Source organism: Paenibacillus apis (genome assembly GCF_018333295.1).
Taxonomy (GTDB): Bacteria; Bacillota; Bacilli; order Paenibacillales; family Paenibacillaceae; genus Fontibacillus; species Fontibacillus antibioticophila.
In genome coordinates, this window is the sequence record NZ_BORS01000005.1 from 58,450 (window position 1) to 80,239 (window position 21,790).

The 21,790-nt window shown below is 52.2% G+C and carries 14 protein-coding genes; 4 read left to right on the forward strand and 10 right to left on the reverse strand.

Translation table 11 applies throughout. The features are described 5' to 3' along the window. Nucleotides 1-101 precede the first annotated feature (101 nt). Together KI362_RS08750 and KI362_RS08755 are read left to right on the forward strand one after the other, a co-directional pair. Nucleotides 102-893 (forward strand): flagellar motor protein, encoded by a 792-nt coding sequence (locus tag KI362_RS08750; RefSeq protein ID WP_301626503.1) that lies wholly within the window; start codon nucleotides 102-104, stop codon nucleotides 891-893. Further along, nucleotides 893-1,759 (forward strand): OmpA/MotB family protein, encoded by an 867-nt coding sequence (locus KI362_RS08755; protein ID WP_301626815.1) that lies wholly within the window; start codon nucleotides 893-895, stop codon nucleotides 1,757-1,759. Before KI362_RS08750 ends, KI362_RS08755 begins: the two co-directional genes overlap by 1 nt. Nucleotides 1,760-1,883: 124 nt before the next feature. Here KI362_RS08755 and KI362_RS08760 read toward each other — a convergent pair whose 3' ends face one another. Then, nucleotides 1,884-3,113, reverse strand: a complete 1,230-nt coding sequence (locus KI362_RS08760) for a Fic family protein (protein WP_301626505.1) — start codon at nucleotides 3,111-3,113, stop codon at nucleotides 1,884-1,886. A gap of 234 nt (nucleotides 3,114-3,347) precedes the next feature. Continuing rightward, on the reverse strand, nucleotides 3,348-6,677 hold the full coding sequence (locus tag KI362_RS08765; protein ID WP_301626507.1) for an RCC1 domain-containing protein: 3,330 nt from the start codon (nucleotides 6,675-6,677) through the stop codon (nucleotides 3,348-3,350). Between the two features lie 227 nt (nucleotides 6,678-6,904). Here KI362_RS08765 and KI362_RS08770 point away from each other — a divergent pair, with 227 nt between their 5' ends. After that, nucleotides 6,905-9,538: a LuxR C-terminal-related transcriptional regulator gene (locus KI362_RS08770; RefSeq protein WP_301626509.1), complete on the forward strand. Its 2,634-nt coding sequence runs from the start codon at nucleotides 6,905-6,907 to the stop codon at nucleotides 9,536-9,538. Between the two features lie 255 nt (nucleotides 9,539-9,793). On the opposite strand, the gene KI362_RS08775 is transcribed toward KI362_RS08770, so the two are convergent. The 6 genes from KI362_RS08775 to ftsE form a co-directional block, all read right to left on the reverse strand. After that, nucleotides 9,794-10,210 (reverse strand): hypothetical protein, encoded by a 417-nt coding sequence (locus tag KI362_RS08775; protein WP_301626511.1) that lies wholly within the window; start codon nucleotides 10,208-10,210, stop codon nucleotides 9,794-9,796. After that, nucleotides 10,207-11,538, reverse strand: coding sequence for a PDZ domain-containing protein (locus KI362_RS08780; protein ID WP_301626513.1), 1,332 nt, complete (start codon nucleotides 11,536-11,538; stop codon nucleotides 10,207-10,209). The genes KI362_RS08775 and KI362_RS08780 overlap by 4 nt, the downstream gene beginning before the upstream one ends. Nucleotides 11,539-11,643: 105 nt before the next feature. Further along, nucleotides 11,644-13,113, reverse strand: a complete 1,470-nt coding sequence (locus KI362_RS08785; RefSeq protein ID WP_301626515.1) for a S41 family peptidase — start codon at nucleotides 13,111-13,113, stop codon at nucleotides 11,644-11,646. 331 nt (nucleotides 13,114-13,444) lie between these two features. Beyond that, nucleotides 13,445-14,653, reverse strand: a complete 1,209-nt coding sequence (locus KI362_RS08790; protein WP_301626517.1) for a murein hydrolase activator EnvC family protein — start codon at nucleotides 14,651-14,653, stop codon at nucleotides 13,445-13,447. 70 nt (nucleotides 14,654-14,723) lie between these two features. Beyond that, nucleotides 14,724-15,641 (reverse strand): permease-like cell division protein FtsX, encoded by a 918-nt coding sequence (ftsX, locus tag KI362_RS08795; RefSeq protein WP_301626519.1) that lies wholly within the window; start codon nucleotides 15,639-15,641, stop codon nucleotides 14,724-14,726. Further along, complete coding sequence (gene ftsE, locus KI362_RS08800) at nucleotides 15,631-16,317, reverse strand: cell division ATP-binding protein FtsE (RefSeq protein ID WP_044480984.1); 687 nt, start codon at nucleotides 16,315-16,317, stop codon at nucleotides 15,631-15,633. Before ftsE ends, ftsX begins: the two co-directional genes overlap by 11 nt. A gap of 443 nt (nucleotides 16,318-16,760) precedes the next feature. On the opposite strand from ftsE, the gene KI362_RS08805 reads away from it, so the two are divergent. Further along, on the forward strand, nucleotides 16,761-18,029 hold the full coding sequence (locus KI362_RS08805) for a CynX/NimT family MFS transporter (RefSeq protein WP_301626523.1): 1,269 nt from the start codon (nucleotides 16,761-16,763) through the stop codon (nucleotides 18,027-18,029). Nucleotides 18,030-18,332: 303 nt separating this feature from the next. Here KI362_RS08805 and argH read toward each other — a convergent pair whose 3' ends face one another. Continuing rightward, the gene (gene argH, locus KI362_RS08810) at nucleotides 18,333-19,748 is read right to left on the reverse strand and encodes an argininosuccinate lyase (RefSeq protein ID WP_301626524.1); all 1,416 of its coding nucleotides are present in this window, start codon (nucleotides 19,746-19,748) and stop codon (nucleotides 18,333-18,335) included. A 745-nt stretch (nucleotides 19,749-20,493) separates the two neighbouring features. Next, complete coding sequence (locus KI362_RS08815; protein ID WP_301626525.1) at nucleotides 20,494-21,738, reverse strand: argininosuccinate synthase; 1,245 nt, start codon at nucleotides 21,736-21,738, stop codon at nucleotides 20,494-20,496. Between the last annotated feature and the right edge of the window lie 52 nt (nucleotides 21,739-21,790).

A 21,790-nucleotide genomic window follows, 5' to 3' on the forward strand; every position in this document is an offset into this window, starting at 1 on the left:
ATCTTTGTAAAATAAAAATAAGAATAAGTGTTCCCATTGATTATACCTTCTTTGCATCCGGGATGCAACCAAAGTCAACGAATGGAGCTGTGTGTGAACGAATGGATATATCCACAATTATTGGTATTATTATCGGCTTGGCCGCGCTGATCGGCGGCTTTATCTGGGAGGGCGGAGAGCTCGGCGGGTTGATGCAGTGGGCCGCTGCCTTAATCGTGTTCGGCGGCACCTTTGCCGCAGTCATGATCAGTTTCCCCTTAGCGAAGCTGAAGACGATTCCCAAGGCTCTTTCGTTAGCCTTCACCAAGGGATCGCAGGATATGGAGGAGCTTATTTCAGATTTGGAAGGGATGTCCGTGATTTCCCGGCGGCAGGGCGTTCTTGCGTTGGAAAAAAAATCGGAGGAGCATGCCGATCCTTTTCTGCGCGAGGGCATTCAGCTTGTCGTGGATGGTACGGAGCCGGCCATCGTGCGGCAGGTGCTCGATCTGGAGATTGAGGCGGTTCATCTTAAATATGAGAGCTATGCCAAAATTTTCGATTCTGCCGGCGGCTATGCCCCTACTATGGGCATCATCGGTACGGTTATGGGATTAATCCACGTCCTGGGCAGTCTGACGGAGCCGACTTCGCTCGGGCCCTCCATCGCGCTTGCTTTTACGGCTACCTTATACGGCGTCGCCAGTGCAAACCTGATTTTCCTGCCGATTGCATCGAAGATTCGCGCCCGCGGCGAGGATGAGACATCACGGATGGAACTGATGCTGGAAGGTATGATTTCGCTGCAAAACGGAGATCACCCGATGCTGGTCCGCCGCAAGCTGGAGTCCTTTTTGACAGATCGGGAGCGGAAGCCGCAGCTGTCGGCCTCATCCGAGGAGTCAGAGCTGTGATGCGCGGCAGAGACAGAGATATCCGGTCAGGTACAGGACGCCGTCGTTCTGCAGGACCGAAAGATACCAAAGACCGCTGGATGATTACCTATGCCGACTTGATCACGCTGCTGTTGATCTTTTTCGTGGTCATGTATGCGATGAGCCGGATTGATGTCGAGAAATATGAAGTGGTTACCCAATCTCTTCAACATACCTTCAAGAACGGTAATTCTCTGCTGGATAAAGGCACCGGTGTTCTGGGCAGTGAGGATCAATACGATTACAATCATCCGCCGGACAGACAAGGCGCCGAGAATGGACAGGGACCGGAAAGTACAGGCGGCGAGGGCAGCGGCAATACCTCTCCCCCCTCCACTCAGCAGCCGTTGACCGAGCGGGAGCTGGCGTTTCGCGAGCAGGAACAGGAATTAGCGACATTAATGGGACGGATTGAATCCTATATTAAAGATAATCAACTGGACGATCAGATCAAGGTAACCGATCTTCCGAAAGGAATTTCGATCACATTAAGCGACCGATTTCTGTTCGACACTGGCAGAGCCGATCTGAAATCCGGATCCGAGGTGACTCTTGCGCAGCTCGCCAGCCTGTTTAAAGAGCTCGATACCGTCATCAGCATCGAGGGACACACCGATAACCAGCCTATCGGCCGGGCCTCCTCCTTTGAGGATAACTGGGAGCTGTCCGGCGCCCGGGCACTGTCCGTGCTTCGTTTCTTCCTGGAGAAAGAGCAGCTTGACCCGGAAGTCTTTCAGTATGCCGGTTATGCCGATACCCGGCCCGCCGCCGACAACGCTACTTCAGTCGGGAGGCAAAAGAACCGCCGCGTAGAAATTACCGTATTGCGGCAGCTGCAGCAATAGACAAAAAAGCACCGTTCGCCTTTTTTCACTAAGGCGTGAACGGTGCTTTTTGTAATCCCCCATCAGACAAGCAACTTTTACACCTAAGGGCCCCAATTTTTTTCCTTCGTTTATCTCTTCCTTCTTACACAATCAGTATGCTTTCCAAAAATTCATCTGAAATCCTATAACTTTTAGGCCTTTGGCTAATCAGGATCACATATCCCTCTTCCTCCAAGTTACTCATCATCTGATTTACTTTATATCTTGACTGTTTGGATATTTCCATCAACATGTTCACAGGAAAATCGGCTTCATTTACAAATACATTAAAGCTTGTCATAATACGCAATAAACTGCTTTCTTCACGGCGCCCATCCCATTTATTTGTCTCAAAAAAATCATTTATGCGTTGAAATTTGGATAGATTCAAGTCTAAATCCTCAATGATCCCCTCTTGACCTGATGAAAGTAAAGCCAGCATATCCATCAAATAAAATGTTAATTCCCCTTTATTCAAGGGCGAAGGAATTTCTTCCAGCGCTTTATAATACTTTGATCTGTTCTTATTAATAGCATAAGAAAAAGTGATTGCAGAATATCTATCTAAGTATCTCGATAAGTAACTGCACACGAGTAAACGCCCTGTTCTTCCATTCCCATCATAAAATGGGTGTATATACTCATAATAATAGTGGGCAGCCATAAAGCGGTATAATTCCGGATGTTGCTCATCATTCAGAAACTTTATTAATGTATTTAACATTTCAATAATTTTATTTTCAGAGATAACGCCTATGTGAGTGGTATGGCTGCCATCATTTACTTCTACGTAGCCCTTTCTAAAAAATTTACCATCAGGTTCATCTTCAGGGGAAATTTCATTAGATACCAAATCATCATAAAGCTTTCTAAAATCTTCAACATTAGTGAAGGGCTTTATTTGATCAATGAATAAATAGGTTTTCATTAATCCTATAAACCGTTTATGTTTACTTTCAGACTTCATTAATCCGTTCAATACTTCTTGCAGCTCCCTTTTAGTACTGCGAATTCCTTCAATTTCATTATTGCTTTGCGCTTCATTAATAATCAATTTTCGAAAATAGGGCTCAACGACAAACTTGGGGAGTCTGCTGATTAAAGCGGATATTTTGGAACTATTCATTAGTACTCTATTATTTAAGGTCATTAATTCATGGATATTTACATAAAACAATGAATAGGTTTCTTTAGTGGTTTGACCTTTTCGAAACCCTTTTATGGTGAATGGGGTCAAATAGCTGCCATAACTATTTTTTCGATGATTAATTTCCTGCGTATAGTCGATCTCGCCCACTTTATAAAAAATCTTCGATAATTTTTCATATCCCATCTAATTCCACCCTCCTTGTTTTAAATTATTGCCGTTTTTTCAAATTATATAACTTGAATTATGTTAATTCAATTAAAAAATTTGATATCCTTCCTGAATGTTTTACCCTTCGGGCGGTATTTCCCCCCACAATGGACTCTCACCACATAGTTGGTCGCCATGCGTGGCACACTGCAATAGGCCCCGCCTGTCTACAACGACAAGCGGGGCCCATTATTTTTCTTATTTGATTGCTTAGTCAATCATCCCGCTCTTCTTCAGCATGCGCTGGATAAGTGCGGCAGCTTCCCCTCTGGTTAATACTTGCTTCGGCATCATCATGCCATCCGGCGAGCCTTCCAGAATGCCAAGACTGACAAGCTCTTCGGCTGAAGTCCGTGCCCAGTCCGGCAAGCTGTCCAGATCCTTGAACAGCAAGCCCGAAGCCGTTGACGAGCTTGTTTGTGCCGTGCTCTGGAATTCTTCTTCCGCTATAGACCGAGCAATAATAACAATCGCCTCCTGACGGCTGATTGCTTGACGGGGGCGGAAGTCTCCAACTGCATCTCCCTGGATTAATCCATGCTCTACCGCCAGTGCAAGCGGATCATGGAACCAATCCGTGACGCTGACATCCTTGAAGACCGCGGCCGGAACAGACGAATCGTACAGACCTAGCGCTCTTGCCATCAAAGCTGCAAACGCTGCCCGCTCCATAGGCGCCTCCGGAGAAAACTGCCCCTCCGCTGTTCCCGTGATAATCAGCCTCGAGGCCAAATCATTCACCGCTTCGCCGGACCAATGGGAGACCGCATCCGCAAATGCTGCCGGCTTCGATATCAGGGCAAACGAGCCATTATGCATGCTCTTCAGCACCGCATGGCGAGTGCCGTCTTCCAGAGTCTCGTGCCGAGTCGGCACCGAGATGACGGTCCCATCCTCCCCAATAAAGACGCCGGTCGTTACATTATCAGCTTGCTCCGGAGGAACAGGCAGGCTGCGCTGCACATACCGTCCCCACTTCTCTATCGGATGAATGTGTTCTCCGACCTGTATGGCCGCTTTAAATTGAACGGGAGATAGCAGCGTTACAAAATGCTGCGCTGCCTCCGCCCGGGCAAGCTGCTCCTGCATTTTGCTCGCGCTGCCGCCCAATGTAAAGGTAACTATGGCCTGACCGGCAGATTCTTTATCCGCCTCAGCCCCATAGCGCTCAAAAGCTTCGGCTAGCTCCCCTGCTGCGAGACGGAAGCCGCCAAGGGACGAACGCAGCTCCAGGGAGCCTTCCCTTTCAGCAAACAATTCCACGGCTTGAGCGTCCATACTCAATTCAATAAGCTCAGCCTGCTGCCCAAGAATGAGGAACAGGCTCGAATCACTCCCGGGCATTTCCATTGCGGCTTTTAATTTTGCGGAATCGAGCCTGAGCGATACAACTTGCTTAGCTCCATCGTTACGAAGTACGGCATGAACGATGCTGTCCTGAGGCTGGTGGTTTAAAAGCACCTGGAGATCAAGCTGCTTCGAAGGCGGCTGTGATCCATTGACCCCGGACGACTGTCCTGATCTCCCGGGCTCGCTGCCTCCGCCCGTACCGCCTTCGCCAGGGTTATCCGGACCTTCTCCCGGATTGCCTGGCCCTTCACCTGGTCCACCCGGACCTTCTCCCGGATTGCCCGGCCCTTCTCCCGGGTTGCCCGGTCCTTCACCTGGTTCACCCGGCCCTTCTCCCGGGTTGCCCCCAGGCACGCTGTCCCGAGTCAAGACGATCCGATACTCCTGTTCCTGTCCATCCGGCGTCTTCACGGCAACCAACAGATAGGCCGCTCCTTCTCCCACAGTCAACTCTTCGCTGGGGTCTCCAAACACCAGCGGCACCGGCCCCTGCAGGAGCTGTCCGGTCTCCCCGTAGACGCTTGCCGTCACACTGGCTGCTGTGTCGTAGACGTCCGCCGTGACTGAAAGCCGATCCGTAGCTTCAGCAAGTCTAAGGTTGTAAGTGTATTGGTAGCGGCCGAAGCCGGGATTCAATGCCAAATCGCTCTCTTGCGCCGACTGTACGGATAGTTGCCGCAGGGTCGGATCGTGCAGCGGAGCCAGCGGTCTTGTCTTCACGCTCAGCATCGGATAAGCGCTCTTGTTCCCTGCACTGTCCCTGACAATGACACTGAAATAGTAGGTTTGGTCCGGGACAAACAGCTGCATCGCCGCACTCGTCTGATTTTTTTCATAGGATCCCAGAGCCATCCCGTTTTGTTCTATTTGCTCAACCGTGCTTAAGTTATCCCTGCCCGATAAATACAGCCTGTACTCCAGTTCGTCCGGATCATCAAGATTGTCGGAAGCAGCAGCCCATTGCAGCTCTATGGAATCCGTTGTGACCTCGACAGCCTCGATCAGGCCTCCCGGCACCGGGGCTGTAGTATCCAGAATAGCCTTGCTTAACACGGGAACCATGCTTGTACTCCAGCTTCCGTTACCAAGCTGACCATAACCGTTGTATCCCCAGCCCCAGACGCGCATATCCTCCGTCAGCGCCACGCTGTGAAAGCCGCCGGCTGAGATGTCGATCACAGGCGTCAAATCCTGAATCCGGGCAGGAACTCTATCACTGGAGGTGCCCGAACGTCCGAGCTGGCCGTTGTTCCCCAAGCCCCAACTCCATACGGCACCGTCCGCATCCAAAGCAAGGCTATGGTAGCCACCTCCGACAATATTCACAATATTTTCCAAATTCAAAACCCTCACCGGCAGGTTTCGGTTAGATATCGTTCCATCCCCTAATTGGCCCTGACTGTTGGAGCCCCAGGCCCATACCGTGCCATCCCGCTTGACTGCCAGGGAGTGCGAACCGCCCGCGGCAATCCTGATAACATCGCTAAGACCCGCAACCTGCACCGGCAGGAGCTTGTTTGTGAACGTTCCATCGCCGAGCTCTCCATTCTCGTTGTTCCCCCAAGCCCAGACGGTTCCGTCCTCCTTCAGAGCAAAACTGGAATAGCCGCCGGCGGCAATCGCCGTAACCCCGTCTAACCCGTTAACCTGGACAGGCTCACTTCTCTGGAGCTTTGTTCCGTCCCCCAGCTCGCCGCTGGTATTCGTACCCCACGTCCACACCTTGCCGTCCTCGGCAAGGGCCATGCTATGGTATCCCACCCCGCCCGATATAGCCGTAATTCGAATACCTTCCAAGGCTGTGACCTTTATCGGAACGTTCGTATTGACCAAGGACCCGATCCCGAGCTGCCCGTTCTCGTTCATCCCCCACGTCCAGACCGTTCCGTCGGCCCGAAGCGCCATGGAGCTGCGTACGCCGGAATCGATCTCGATAATCTGATCCAGATCTCTGACCAAGACAGGAGTACTTCGATTACCACTCATCCCGTTGCCCAATTGTCCTTTGTCATTCGCTCCCCAGCTATATACTTGACCTCCGCTGGTCAGAGCTAATGTATGATAGTAGCCGACTACGAGCTTGGGAAGCATTGCCGAGGCCGCAAACACCCTAGGCGAGTTGCCCATCCATTGCAAGTGTACGATAAGCAAGCCTATGCACAGTACGATTTTTCCAATACGCTGTCTCATATTATCCTCCTGAAAATGATCTATCAGAAAGAGGCTAACAAAATAAATGAAGCGAAAGAATTGACATTCGTTAACTTTCCTTAAAATTCTTCGTATAATCTATTCTATAGTCTACTTTATTTGATGAATCTACCTTTTTCGACACTGTCAGCAATGTAATTAATCAGATTTACTTGGATAGAAATCAAAATGAGCGAGGTAAGTCTATGCGCCGAACGTCTAGTCCTTTGTTAAAAACTAAATTGTTCGTTCCCGAATCGAAGGACCGGCTGGTTCAGCGGGAGCGCCTGCTCCATTCGATCTCTAAGGGCTTCCAGCTGGGAAAACGCTTAATCGCTGTCGTGGCTCCGGCGGGCTACGGCAAGTCCACCCTGCTCGCCCAATGGGCCAACCATGCCGGAATGCCTTGCGCCTGGCTATCGGTTGATGCACGGGACAATGATCCTGCACGCTTCTGGAGATACTTTACCGCTTCAATCGCCTCTGCCCTGCCCGAGCAGCATCGCCTTCGGCTTGAAGCCAATTGCCAGTTGCAGGACGGGGTCTCCATCTATACTTTTTTGGACGCCCTCATTAGCGGACTGCCCGAAGAAACGGATCATAAGCATGCTTTTGCGCTTCTACTCGACGATCTTCACGAAATCACCACCCCCTCTATTCTTGAGGGATTGTCTTATCTGTTCGACTATATGCCTGATTCGATGCACGTGCTTCTGTCCTCCCGCTCGGAGCTCATGATCCCCGGTATAAAGCGGCTGGCAAATGGAGAAGCCATGGTGGTCGGCATGGGCCAGCTCCAATTCACAGCGAGCGAGACCGAGAGCCTGTTTCGCATGGTTAACGGGGAGCCGCAGACAGAATGGACGTCCGCCCAGCTGGATGAGCTTCAGCGGAAGACGGAGGGATGGATTACCGGACTGCAGCTTCTCTCCTTATCGCGTCCCTTTGGCAACGACAGTCTCATGCATCTGGCCTCCGACGGAGAGTCATTTATTTCCGATTATTTGTTCCAAGAGGTTTTACATCTGCTTTCTTCCGATTTGCATGATTTCCTTCTTCGGACCTCCGTGCTGTCTAGAATGGACGCGCTGGCCTGCAATGCGTTGACCGGACGGACCGACGGCGGGCAGCAGCTGGATGAGCTTCAGCGATTGAATCTGTTCCTGATCCCGCTTGATGGAACGCGGACCTGGTTCCGTTATCACCACCTATTCGCACAGTTTCTGCAAGGCCAGCTTCGACGCAGGGATGAGAAAGCGTATGCTGCAATGCACCGGGCAGCCGGGCTGCATTTTTCTGAAATCGGTGCTATGGAGGATGCTATTGACCACTTGTTTGAAGCCGGTGAGATTATGCTCGCCATCCAGGCCCTGGAGCGACACCTGCCTGCAGCGCTCAGACAAGGGGATCTATCTACACTGTTGAATTGGTTTCGCAGAATTCCCGAGGCCTGCTCCTTGACACTTGAACTGTCCCTGCTTCACGCCTTCCTGCTTGTGCTGGCCGGTGATCTGGAGCGCTCCGGACGGGTATTGGAGCAGCTGGAGGAGGAAATAGACAGACTGAGCCCTTCCAGCCGGCAGGACCAGCTTCGAAGCAGCTTATTGTTCGTCCGTTCGAATTTGGTCTTTTTAAATGGGGACTTTGCAGGGTGGCTGGCCTCGAGCGAAAAGGTACGAGATCATCTCGCTCCGGACAACCCGGTCTATTACCAATTCGACTATAACCGCCAAGAGCCTTATGTCCGGCGCACCTCGCTGGGCATGAAAGGAAAGCTGTCCGAGGACACTGAAAAAGTCGGAAAATTGTTCATCGAGGTATTGGAAGGCCACGGCTGGAAAAACTCCCTGCTCCACCTGTATGTAAAGCAGTGCCTCGCCGAAGGCTATTACGAGTGGAACCGCCTGGTCGATTGCCGCGAGCTGTTGATGCAGCTGCGCAACTCGGACAGGCTGCGGGAGACGCCAGGTCTGCTTATTCCGGTTCTTCTCACGGAAGCGCGGCTGCATGCTGCCGAAGGCAAGTCCGCCTTGGCTTATCATACCCTGGACGAAGCGGCTGAGGCCGCCGCGGCCTGCATTCCTGACGGGGGACGCTGGGGTTGCTATGTACGAGCCGTACGGAGCAATCTGTACTTACGGGACGGTCGATTGGGCGAGGCGAAAAAGGAACTGGCCCCATTGCATATCGGTTCCGGAAGCAAGCCGGTATACAGCCGGGAGACCGAGTTTCTCGCGTTGGTTCGGCTGCTTGGGAGGCAGCACAAGGAAGCTGAGGCTCTGCCGATGCTCGAGCTGCTCAAGCTGCAAGCGGAGCGGGAACAGCAGATCGCCAGCCGGGTAGAGATTACCTGTCTCCAGGCATTGCTGGAAGCTCAGCGGGGCCAGCGCTTGCTTGCCTTCAGCCTGATCGAGGAAGCGCTCGTTCTGGGTAAAGACAACGACTACCGCAGAACCTTTGTGGACGAAGGAGCCGATATGCAGTTGCTGCTGAAGGCTTACCTTTCTGATCGGTACAATGTGCGCGCTTCTGCTTCTGGCTCCGATCAGGGACTAGAGCAATTGAGCCCTCTCCTTGATTATGTGGAGAAGCTGATTCATGCCTTTCCTGGCACACCGGACATCCCTGCACTTCAGAGGAACCTCCCCGTGCTCGACCTTCTCGAACCCTTGAGCAGCAAAGAGCTTCTCCTCCTGGAGCAGCTCCGGCTCGGAGCGACCAACAAGCAAATGGCCGCAGCGCTTGGATTGACCGAAGGCACCATCCGCGTGTACTTGTCCCGCTTGTACGAGAAGCTGGGCGTATCCACCCGCACCCAGGCGCTGGTTAAAACCCAGAGCCTGCCGTTGTCGGGGATGTAAGTAGAGGGATTGGCTGGATAGAGACTGAAAGGAAGCGGATGGGGAACCGGACTGGGAACCGGACAGGGAACCGGACAGGGAACCGGACAGGGAGCTGGATAGAGAGCTAGATGGGAAGCTGGTAGTGGGGAGCTGGTAGTGGGGAGTGGGTGGTGGGGAACTGGTAATGAGGAGCTTGGTGGGAGGAAGCGGGTTTTAGAGAGCTGGCTTTAGCTGTTAGAGGCACTTGTGGAGCAATTTTAGTTGCGTTTGGGTCTAGATTCCTCGCATAAACTCCCGGCCGGTAATTTTAATGCCTTTTGGCATTAAATTCGTCGCATGAACTCCCAAGCCAGGAATTTTAATGCCTTTTGTCACTAAATTCGTCGCATGAACTCCCACACAAGCAATTTTAATGCTTTTTGTCACTAAATTCGTCGCATGAGCTCCCAAGCCAGGAATTTTAATGCCTTTTGGCACTAAAATCGTCGTGAGAGTATATGAGAGTACAAGGTGTAATTTTATCGGCGAAATGAAGTCAGTGAGTAGGAAATCAGCGCTTTTAGCAGTTATGCCGTCATATGTGCTGGCGAATGAACGCAGAGTGAGCCAGTAAAAGAGCCAGCAAAGAAGCAGCCCCTGAGATCCATATGGAGATCTCAGGGGCTGCGCTAATGCCGCAGCGCGGGTCAACGCGCTGCGTCGCTCGCCTCCGCCGGGGACGACCCGGCAGCGGCAGAGGCGGTTGCACCGCCGTGGCGCACGCCCTGCGCACCGCGGCGCGGGGAAAGCAGCTGCAGCAGCGACAGCGGCTGCAGCTTCACAGCTACCGGCGCCTGCTCGTCCGGCGCCAGGATCACGCCGAGCTGATGATGATCGCCGGCGTATATGGCGCGCTGGAGGAACTTACTCTCGCCTGAGAGATTGCGTACCTCCAGCTTGCAGAATGCAGGCTGCATGCGCAGTGCCGCATGCAGCTCTTCCTTCGTGGGAACGGGCACGCCGTTCACACGCATAACCGTCTCGCCGGCGGCAATGCCGAGCTCGGCCGCCGGACTGCCAGGCAGCACCGCCAGCACCTTGAGCCCGCCCTGCGGGTGCACGAACAAGGGGCTCCTCTGCTGCTCCTCGAAGCGGCTGAGCACGATCAGCCCTTCATGCAGCAGAATCGCGGTCAGTGCTGCCACAAGCAGGACTGGCGTCCACCAGTGCGACGCCAGCGCAAAGGCGATGACGACCGTACCGTAGGCGAGCAGGCGCCCGGAAGTGATCCGGGCTTTCTGCTGCGGCAGCAGGCCGGTCGTCACCTCGGAGAAGCCGATGATCGCCGGCAGCGCGATGAGCGCAAAGCCGCCTTGCCAGGCTTCTCCGCCGAACAGCGGCGTCCAGGGAAGGATACCGCCGCTTGTCTGAGCCGGGATAAGCAGCAGCAGCGGCACCGGCCACAAGCTCTGCATCTGGTATCCGCCGACAAGCTTGCCCCGCTTGCCCTCAAAAAAGAGAGGGCCTGCAAAAGAAGCAGCCTGACTCCGTACCAGCAGCCCTTCAGCCAGATGCAGCAGCCCTACCAGTACGAGCAGCGCCGGGATATTCAACTCGCGCACCACCCGGATTGCCGTTCCAATCCAGCCTTCGCCGGCGTAGCCCGGGAACAAATTCAGGACAAACTGCACGATTCCCAATAAGCCCACGGAATAAGCCAGGCAAAAATAGCGGACACGAATCAGCAGCAGCAGAATCGTGACGATCCAGAGACACAGCACGCCCTCCAGTGTGAGCGTCATTCCCACAAAGGCTGAAATCAAAGAAATACAGGCGCCTGCCGCCAATCCTCCCAGCACGGTCCTCCAGGTTTGACTCACCCAATTGTGCAGTCTTGCATGGAACAATCGGCGCTCAAGCAATACCTGTCTGCGGTAAATCAACATAATAACAAGGATTGAGATATAGTAAAACGGCTGCAGCAAGAGCTGCAAGCCCGTATTCAGCACCTTCCACAATGCTTCCAGTAACAGATCCAAAAGAATTCACACTCCGATCTCCGGGGCTCCGGGCATGTTAAATTCTAACACAAGTTCAACTTGAATTGAGTCATAGACAGAAAAAAAGAAGGCTCTTTGGCCTTCTTATTTCTTCGACACCGCTGCACCGATCTCCTTCCGGATAACCTCGATTGCCCGGTTCATTTGAAGATCGTTCTTCGGATCACGGATGTGCTCGATCAACTGGCGCTCCAGAGCTGCGGCTGTCTTTTCATCAATAATCCCCGTGGCCTCCAGCTTCTGATCGCCCTGGAATTTCTTCACCGCTGCTTCGGTCGCCCGATTAAAGTAACCGTCGCTGCGGCCCGGCTCATAGCCGAGTCCCTTCAACATCACCTGAGCGCTCTTGATATCCTCACCGAGCATATCATACTTATACGTATTCTCCTTATTGATCGGAGCTACCGTGAAATAATCCGGCTGCGATACCGCGACATTCGGTTCGATCCCCTTCTTATGGATCCACTCGCCGCTTGGCGTCAGCCATTTGGCAATCGTCACCTTGAGCAGGCTGCCGTCGCCAAATTCCTTCGTGAAGCTCGTCTGCACGGTTCCCTTACCATAAGTGGCGTCTCCAACCAGCGTTGCACCAGCCGATTCCTTAAGGGCCCCTGCAAGAATTTCGGAAGCACTGGCGCTCCCTTTATTCGTCACGACGGCGATCGGATAGGCTTTGCCTGCACCCGAGGAAAATGTCTTCTGACGTTGCTTGTTCTTATCCTCTACCTGGACAATGACCTTGCCCTTAGGTACGAACAGCTCCGTCATCTCCTCCACGATCTGCAGCACACCGCCCGGGTTATTCCGGACATCGATCACAAGACCCTTCATCCCTTGCTTTTCCAGGGCGTCCAGCTCTGTCTTGAAGCGCTCCGCCGTATTCATGGAGAACTCCGTAATTTCAATCACGCCTACTCCATCTGATTTCATCTCGGCATAGACGGTCTCTAATGCGATATCGTCCCGGATAATGGAATACTCCATCGTCGCGGATGCTCCCGCCCGCTTGACCTTGATCTTTGCTTCGGTTCCCTTCGGACCCCGAATCTTGGCAACGGCCTCATTCAGGCTGAGCCCTTCAAACGACTCTCCGTTCACCGATAACAAGATATCCTTCGGCTGAATCCCGGCCTTCTCTGCTGGAGAACCCTTGATCGGCGAGACGACAACAACATTGCCGTTCTCCATCGACACTTCTGCGCCAATTCCGCTGAAGGAGCCTTCGATCTGTTCCGAAAACTGCTGAGCCGTCTCCGGCCCCATATAGGAGGAGAACGGGTCTCCAACTGCACTCATCATTCCGTCGATAGCTCCGTCAACCAGCTTCTGCCTGTCGACACCTTCGACATAATTATTTTCGACAAGCTTGAGCGCCGTTTCAATTTTTTTAATATCGTCTTTATTGGTGCTTGTCCCGGGGCTGTCGGCAAATAAGCCGCTCTGAAGCGTGCTTGTCCCGGCAAAGCTCCATTGCCCGGTAAGGGTTAATGTAAGCAGGCTGCTGACGATCATCGCACCTACTACAACTATGGCTACTGTTCGTTTCTTATACATTATTTCACCGCCTATGTTAGTCTCCTAAGTATATGTCCAGTTTTCCCACATTATAAGAGGTTGTTCAAAAAAACATCTTTTGATCACGAAGTATTTCAAGTGGTTGATTCGACATCGAATCTTGCGCTCACCCTCGAAGTCCGGTACTCTTGTAGGTTTTGCCTACACTCCGTTCCTCCTTCTTCAGGTTCTCGCAACCTTCTCGGTGCTGAAAAGCTGACTTTTTGAACACGCACTTATATGCCCGACCCTAAAAAAGCAATCACGAGCAAAAAACGGACAAGCCGTCTCTGCAAGACGTTTATCCGTTTCCATCGACTAATCTATTTTATTACAAATACGGCATCGGGTCTACTGGCGTCCCGTTAATCCGAACCTCAAAGTGGCAATGCGGTCCTGTTGAGTTGCCGGTGCTTCCGACCTCGGCGATCTTCTCGCCCTTCTTGACCTGCTGCCCCTTCTCGACCTTGATCCCCCCGTTGCGGATGTGGCCGTATAGAGTCCATACATTATCGCCATGATCGATGATGACTGTATTGCCGTAGCCGCTCCACCATTCGGCAACGATAACGACACCGCCAGCCGCCGCGTGAATGTCCGTTCCCTGCGGTGCGGCAAAGTCAACTCCGGTATGTTTCTTTTTCACACCCGTGATCGGATGAATTCTTGTTCCATAGCCGGAAGACAGGCGTGCTCCATCTACAGGAAGACCCATGGAACCGCCATTTCCTTTAAAGCCGGAGGAGGACTTTTTATAGGTATAGACTTGAGCTGCCTTCAGCTTGTTCTTTTCCTTCTCCAATGCAGCGCGCTTGGTGGCGAGCTCAATGAGCAGCGCTTCCTGCTCCTCACTGATATCGTCGGATTCCTCAATCTCTGCATGATACTTCGCAATCAGTTCCTGCTTTTCCTGTTCCTTCTCTTCCAAAATGCTCTTCCGGTTCTCCGCATCCGCATAGAGCGCCTTGACCTTCGCATAGTCTGCTTCCAGTTGCACCTGCTGCTCATCCAGCAGCTCCTTGTCATGCTTGTGTTCGTCCAGCAAAATATGATCCTGGTTAGCGATCGCCTGCAGCGAATCCGCACGCTCCAGGAAATCCGAGAAGCTGGTCGACGACAGCAGTACATCCAGATAGGAGACGGTTCCATCGGTATACATCAGTCTCACACGGGAATCCAGCAGTTCGGAGCGCTCCGCAATCCGCGCCTTGGTCTCCTCCAGTTGAACCGCAGTATCTCTCAGGCTATGCTCGGTATTTTCAATATCTACAGAAATTTGGGCAAGCTCATTGCTGACCGCGTCCATTTGTGCCAAAACCTGCTTCAAGTATTCCTGGTTTTTATTCACATAATGCTCGGCATTTTGCTTTTTCTCAGCAGCAGCTTCCTGCTGCTTCTCGGCTTCCTTGGCCTGTTGCTGGAGCTGCTTAAGCTCCTTATCGATCTCACTGATCGTCTTCGACTTGGCCAAGCCCTCTGTAGGCTGGATGACAGCAGCGACTAAAGCGACAACGGCAACAACAGTAATCCATTTTCTCAAGTTCGTTTCCCCGTCCTTTTGTTCATCTTCTATAATCTGACCTGAATCTGACCTGCCCGGCAGCCAGAGGCTATACCTTCAGGAACTTTCGAATCGACATGGTGCTTCCCCATATTCCGATCAAAATCCCTAATCCAATCAACAGTCCGGCCAGCTTCAGATCCACTTCCTGCAATGGAACCAGCGTGAAGGCCAGCGTAATATCAGATTGCATCGTCGTAACCAACTGACCATAGCCAACAAACAATAGCGCTACCGTGACGACGGAGCCAGCAATCCCGATAAGTGCGCCTTCCACGAAGAACGGCCACCTTATGAACATATTCGTTGCGCCAACCAGCTTCATAATGCCAATTTCGCGGCGGCGGGCAAGAATCGTGACACGAATCGTATTGGAAATCAGGAACATCGCCATCAGCGTAAGTCCTGCAACAAAAGCAAATCCGATATTGCGCACCATATTGGTGATCTTGAACAGCTTCTCTGTCGTTCCCTGTCCGTAACGAACCTTATAAATCGGCAGCTCGTCCGCATATTTCTCATTCAGGGCTTCAATTTTACCTGCCACATAGGGCACGGTAGTCGGTTCAATCACTTCTACTTGAAACGTATCGGGAATCGGATTGGTTGTCTCGTCGTACCCTTCCAGCAAATCCTTGCCTTCTTCCCCGAGCTTTTCCCTGAAATCCTTCAGACCCTGTGACTTGGGAATCAGTGTCACCTTGCTGACTTCCGCCATCGCTGCAATGTCGCTGTTCACCTTCTGAAGCAATGCTTCATCCACATTCCCAGCCAGGAAAGCCTTGATCTGAACCTGACTGTCCGCCTCATCCGCGAAGGAGTTAACGTTCAGCACCAGGAGAATGAATACACCCAGCATGAATAAGGACACTACAATTGACGTAATAGAGGCCAGGGACATCCAACCGTTACGGATTACGCTCTTCGCACCTTCACGGATGTGTCTGAAAAAGGTGCTAAAACTCATATCCGTATTCCCCTCTCTGCTGGTCTCGCACGATGTTGCCATGCTCAATGGCGATAACGCGTTTGCGCATCGTATTCACAATATCCCGGTTATGCGTCGCCATCACAATGGTCGTCCCCCGGAAATTGATCTCATCCAGCAGTTGCATAATTCCCCAGGATGTCTCGGGGTCAAGGTTCCCTGTAGGCTCATCCGCCACAATGACGGAAGGGTTGTTAACGATCGCTCTGGCAATCGCAACACGTTGCTGCTCTCCTCCGGACAGCTGAGACGGGTCCCGGTTCGCCTTGTTTTTCAGCCCAACGAGCTCCAGCACCTCCATCGTCCGCTTCTTGATGACCTTTTTCGGCGCCTCGATCACCTCAAGGGCAAAGGCGACATTTTCAAAGGCGCTAAGCTTGGGCAATAATCGGAAATCCTGAAAAACCACGCCGATATTTCGGCGGACATACGGAATTTTTCGGGCCTTCAGCTTCCCTATATTAAATCCGTTAACAGAAATTTGGCCTTTGGTGGGCACCTCTTCACGGTAAATCAGCTTCATAAAGGTCGACTTCCCAGCTCCCGAGGGACCGACAAGATATACGAATTCATTGCGGTCGATTTTGACAGAGACTCCCTTCAGGGCATGCGTCCCGTTCGGGTAAGTCTTCCAGATATCCTGCATTTCTATCACTAGATCACGTCCTAAACCTTGATTCCTTACACTTGGCTGTCTGCTTTAACATTCGACATGTTCGCGTCAATTCCTTTTCAAGACGAGTTATTTCTTCGATAGGCGGGGCTTTTCTGCCGCAAACGAGCGCTTTCCTCGAGTGCCGAGTCTTTTCTGCCGCAAACGATTCCTTTCACCAGTCCGATTTATATTGTAACAAATATGTTACCAGTTGAGTACCAGTAGTTTTCCAGAATTGCTATTTTAATATATTTGGAGCGCACATCAGCAGTTATTTCGTTAAATCCTGTATTGATACGTCAACTTTTCATATGATAAGGTAGTCTCATCGCATTTCTCCGACAGAGTACGACTGAATAGGATAATCCTGACAAGCTCGTGACAAGAACATGACCGGCTCCCGCCAAGTGTCTCTGCGGAATATAGAGAGGAATTCATGCCAAATGTCATCTCATGATCCATCATCACAAAGAAACGCCGGTGTACTGACGATAGTAGCCGTGCTATTAACCGCCGCTGTACTTCGTTCTCCATTAACAGGTGTGGGGACGCTGATTACAGAAATTCAAGCCGACACGGCTTTATCCCATACTCTGGCTGGCCTGTTGACGACGCTGCCGCTCGTTGCCTTCGCCGTATTTGCACTAGTGGCGCCGGGCCTGTCCAGCCGCTATGGCATTGAAAGAACGCTGCTCTATTCCACAGTCCTGCTAGGGGCCGGCCTTATCGTCCGCTCGCTGCCATCTATTCAGCTCCTGTTCGCAGGAACCGCCTTAATTGGCGTGGGGATCGCTGTGGCTAATGTACTGATTCCTGCCATGATCAAGCAAAGCTTTCCGCTGCGCATCGGCTTGATGACTGCTTTGTATACCTCATCCATGAATCTCTGGTCAGCAATCGCTTCGGGCATCAGTCTCCCCCTCTCCCGAAGCGGACTGGGATGGCGCGGTTCGTTGGCCTTCTGGGGGCTGTTCGCCGTTGCGACCGTGCTTGTCTGGATCCCGCTCACACGCCGGGTGCCTATGCAAGACTTGCAAACAAAGGGTATGAAACAGCCTGCAGCCGCTGGAGGCGTGCCCACTGCGAGCATCTCCGCTCAAACGGACGGCTCCGGGCTCACTCCATCGCCTAGTCCTGCAATATGGCGCTCACCGAAGGCATGGACGATCACTTTATTTATGGGATTTCAGTCGATTATGTTCTATGTAGGCGTATCCTGGCTTCCGGAAATCCTGCATGAAAAAGGAATGAGCATGGATAGTGCGGGATGGATGCTCTCCCTGATGCAAATCCTGAGCATGGTTGGGTCGTTTTTCATGCCTTTCATCGCAACGCGAGCAGAAAGCCAAAGCTTCCTTACCGCTTTGTCCGGCGCCTTTTTCCTGTTCGGGTTCGGCGGAATCTGGCTGGCTTCCGAAGCATGGTCGATCTTGTTCATTTCTCTGATCGGACTTGGCTGCGGTGCAACCTTCAGCCTGGTTATTCTCTTCTTCAGCCTTCGTACTCACTCAGCCAAGCAGGCCTCTCAATTATCAGCCATGGCTCAGTCTCTGGGCTACTTGCTGGCCGCTGTCGGTCCGACCCTGTTTGGATTCATTCACGACCAGAGCGGCGGCTGGAGTATTCCGCTTGCTACGATTACAGCCCTGTCCGTGATCACGATTCTTCTGGGCTTTATCGCCGGCAAAAAAGGCCGGATTTCCGAGCTTTAATTGCTCAAAATGCAACTATTACGATAAAGTGTGAGCCGATTGGGAGATTAACTGTATTTCCTGCAACTATTACCCTTCATTTAGTGGAGAATGACATCAACATATCAATGTAAATGCCTTTCATACAACTAGATCTACATTTGCAGCCCTTGGTTAGAGCTTTAATTGCAGTTTCTACAACTAAGCAATTAAAGAATTAATCAACATAGATTTTTTGGACGCCCCATGCAAAAATCCCCGGTTCCCTTCGTGAAAGAGGGACCGGGGATTCTTGTTCTACTTGCGCTACTTGTTCTTCTCTTTTTACTTGCTCTTCTCGGCATATTCCTGCGCCCATTGGGCGGTTGCGGCAAGGCGCTCCTCCGCCCGTCCAATCGCGGCGCTTACTTGCGCTGTGGCTGTGCCGCCGTACACATTGCGGGCATTCACCACGGTCTCCGGCTGCAGCACCTCATAGATGCTCTCGTCAAAGAGCGGCGAGAATTGCTTGAATTCCTCCAGCGTGAGATCCAGCAGGAACTTGTTCTGCTGAATGCAGTACAGCACCGTCTTCCCGATGACCTCATGAGCCTGGCGGAACGGAAGGCCTTTGCCGGCAAGGAAGTCGGCGATGTCGGTCGCATTGGAGAAGTCCTTGTTGACCGCCTCGCGCATCTGTCCGCTGTTCACCTTCATGGTGGCAATCATAGGAGCAAACAGTTGCAGCGCGCCGCGCAGCGTCTCCACCGTATCGAACATGCCTTCCTTGTCCTCTTGCATATCCTTGTTGTACGCCAGCGGCAGCGACTTCAGCACGGTCAACAGCCCCATCAGGTTGCCGTATACGCGCCCCGTCTTCCCGCGCACCAGCTCCGGTACGTCCGGATTCTTCTTCTGCGGCATAATGCTGCTGCCTGTGCAGAAGGCATCATCCAGCTCCACGAACCGGAATTCCGTGCTGCTCCACAGAACGAGTTCCTCGCTCAGACGGGAGAGGTGCATCATCAGGATCGAAGCGTCCGCCAGGAACTCCAGGATGAAGTCGCGGTCGCTGACGGCATCGAGACTATTTTCATATACGGCGTCAAAATGCAGCTGCTCCGCCACAAAATGGCGGTCGATCGGGAAGGTCGTGCCTGCCAGCGCCCCTGCTCCGAGCGGCAGCACATTGATCCGCTTATAGCTGTCCTGCAGACGTTCGATATCCCGCTGGAACATCGAGACATAAGCCATCAGATGATGGGCGAACAGAATCGGCTGGGCCCGTTGCAAATGAGTATATCCGGGTACGATGGTCTCCAGATTGTCTTTGGCTTGTCCGATCAAGGATTCCTGCAAATCATGGAGCAGGCCGACGAATTCCACCACCCGCTTGCGCAGGTACAGGTGCATATCCGTAGCCACCTGGTCGTTGCGGCTGCGTCCGGTATGCAGCTTGCCGCCAACCGAGCCTACCTCATCAATCAGGTTCTTCTCGACATTCATGTGAATGTCTTCATCGGAAACCGAATACTCCAGCTCTCCCCGGCGGATTTTGCCGAGCACCGCATGCAGTCCTTCCTTGATCTTCTCCACATCTTCTTCCGGTAAAATCCCGCATTTGCCCAGCATGGTCACATGTGCCAGACTCCCCTGCACATCCTCCTCGGCCAAGGCTTTATCAAATCCGATCGAGGCCGTATACTGCTCCACCAACCGGTTCGTCTGCTTCGTAAAACGTCCGCCCCACAGCTTGCTCACCTGACTCACTCCTTAGTCAATATTCTGTTGATCTACAACAAACAGCCACCCATCCGCATAACCTAAATAGCCCACATTTCCCATGGTTACGTCGTCCCTCTCGACTCGGGCGCTTAACCGATCGCAAGCGCTACACTATTCACACCTTACACTATTCACAAGCGCTGCACTATTCACGACCGCTACTCCAATCGCGGGTGCTAGGCCTGCAGTGAAAAAAGTTACCTTAAATACGCGCAAAATGGTGAAAAGGCGGATATAGTGAATTTTTTTCGCTTAAAGTTCGCTGGATCGGCTCTTAAACCAGTTTTCGGTTATCTAAGGTCATTTTTTTCACTAAAGTTACAATATAGGGTCGGGCGAGATTTCTAAGGTAAATAATTTCACTAAATCAGGCCCATATCATATATTATATCAACTTAAAACGCCCGCCGTCGCGGCAGGCGCATCAAGTTGATACAGCGTAACGCACGCCCTGTTCAGCAGCCTTGTCATTGGCTATATAAGTTCAACTAATGATTGTCCACTGGAGGCAACGTGTAAAGTGTTCTTACAATCACTGTTGTTCGCGGATTTCTTGGATTGAACTAGGCCATAAAGGATGAACTCCGCTCTCAAAGGCGAACGCTGACGCTTCTACAGAACACTTTACACTTATGCCTTTTCTGTGCACTCTTTAGTTGAACTTATATAAACCAGCCATGCAATTGAACGTATGCAACTGAACGGCATCACGCAGCTACTGTCAATTCCTGCGGCCTTGTTCCTGCTCCACACCTGCGCTAACCTTCAAGCGCAAGGCATTCAGGCGGATAAAGCCTGTAGCATCGCCTTGGTCATAGGCCTGGGTCGGATCAGCCTCCATCGTAGCGATCTCCGGATTGTACAGGCTGACCGGGCTTTTCACGCCTGCGGCAATAACGTTGCCCTTGTACAGCTTCAGACGTACTGTGCCGGATACATTGCGCTGGCTTTCGGTTACCAGTGCTTGCAGCGCAAGGCGCTCCGGAGCAAACCAGAAACCATTGTACACCAGGTTGCTGTAACGGCTGATCAGGCTGTCACGCAGACTCATGACCTCGCGGTCCATGGTCAGAGATTCCATTTTCCGGTGAGCGGTGAACAGAATGGTGCCCCCCGGCGTCTCATATACGCCCCGGCTCTTCATGCCGACAAAGCGGTTTTCCACCATATCTACACGTCCGATGCCATGCTTACCGCCCAGCTCATTCAGCTTCTCCATCACACTCAGCGGATCCAGCGATTCACCGTTCAATGCGACGCAGTTGCCTTGTTCAAATTCAAGCTCGATCACCTCCGGCTGGTCCGGCGCATCCTCAGGCGATACGCTGAGCAGGTACATCTCTTTATTCTCCGGTGCCGAGGCGTCAAACCACGGATCCTCCAGCATGCCGCTCTCATAGCTGATATGCAGCAGGTTGCGGTCCATCGAATAAGGCTTCGCTGCCGATGCTGTAACCGGAATGCCATTCGCTTCGGCGTAGGCGATCATTTCAGCACGTCCCGGGAAACGGTCACGGAACTCGCTAAGCCGCCATGGCGCAATCACTTCGATATCCGGCGCAATCGCTGCAGCGTTCAGCTCAAAGCGAACCTGATCATTGCCTTTGCCTGTCGCACCGTGGGCAATTGCTGTTGCCCCTTCCGCGCGTGCGATTTCTACCATCCGCTTGGCGATCAACGGACGGGCAATACTCGTACCGAGCAAATATTGTCCTTCATACAAAGCCCCGGATTGGAACATCGGGTAAATAAAATCCTTGGCGAACTCCTCGCGCAGATCATCGATATAGACCTTCGATGCCCCCGTTGCAAGCGCCTTTTCCTCGAGGCCGTCCAGTTCCTCCTTCTGCCCGATATCCGCCGTAAAGGCGATAATCTCGGCATCATACGTCTCCTTGAGCCATTTTAGAATGACCGATGTATCCAGACCGCCGGAATAGGCCAGTACAATTTTTTCTTTTGCCATAACGATATATTCCTCCTGTAAAAAGATTACCTGCTACAAGCACCGTCTTCTT

Excerpts from the sequence above, each read along its gene's own strand:
- KI362_RS08750 (WP_301626503.1), top strand. The coding sequence starts at position 102 with ATGGATATATCCACAATTATTGGTATTATTATCGGCTTGGCCGCGCTG.
- KI362_RS08755 (WP_301626815.1), top strand. The coding sequence starts at position 893 with ATGCGCGGCAGAGACAGAGATATCCGGTCAGGTACAGGACGCCGTCGT.
- KI362_RS08760 (WP_301626505.1), bottom strand. The coding sequence starts at position 3,113 with ATGGGATATGAAAAATTATCGAAGATTTTTTATAAAGTGGGCGAGATC.
- KI362_RS08765 (WP_301626507.1), bottom strand. The coding sequence starts at position 6,677 with ATGAGACAGCGTATTGGAAAAATCGTACTGTGCATAGGCTTGCTTATC.
- KI362_RS08785 (WP_301626515.1), bottom strand. The coding sequence starts at position 13,113 with ATGTATAAGAAACGAACAGTAGCCATAGTTGTAGTAGGTGCGATGATC.
- ftsX (WP_301626519.1), bottom strand. The coding sequence starts at position 15,641 with ATGAGTTTTAGCACCTTTTTCAGACACATCCGTGAAGGTGCGAAGAGC.
- KI362_RS08805 (WP_301626523.1), top strand. The coding sequence starts at position 16,761 with ATGTCATCTCATGATCCATCATCACAAAGAAACGCCGGTGTACTGACG.
- KI362_RS08815 (WP_301626525.1), bottom strand. The coding sequence starts at position 21,738 with ATGGCAAAAGAAAAAATTGTACTGGCCTATTCCGGCGGTCTGGATACA.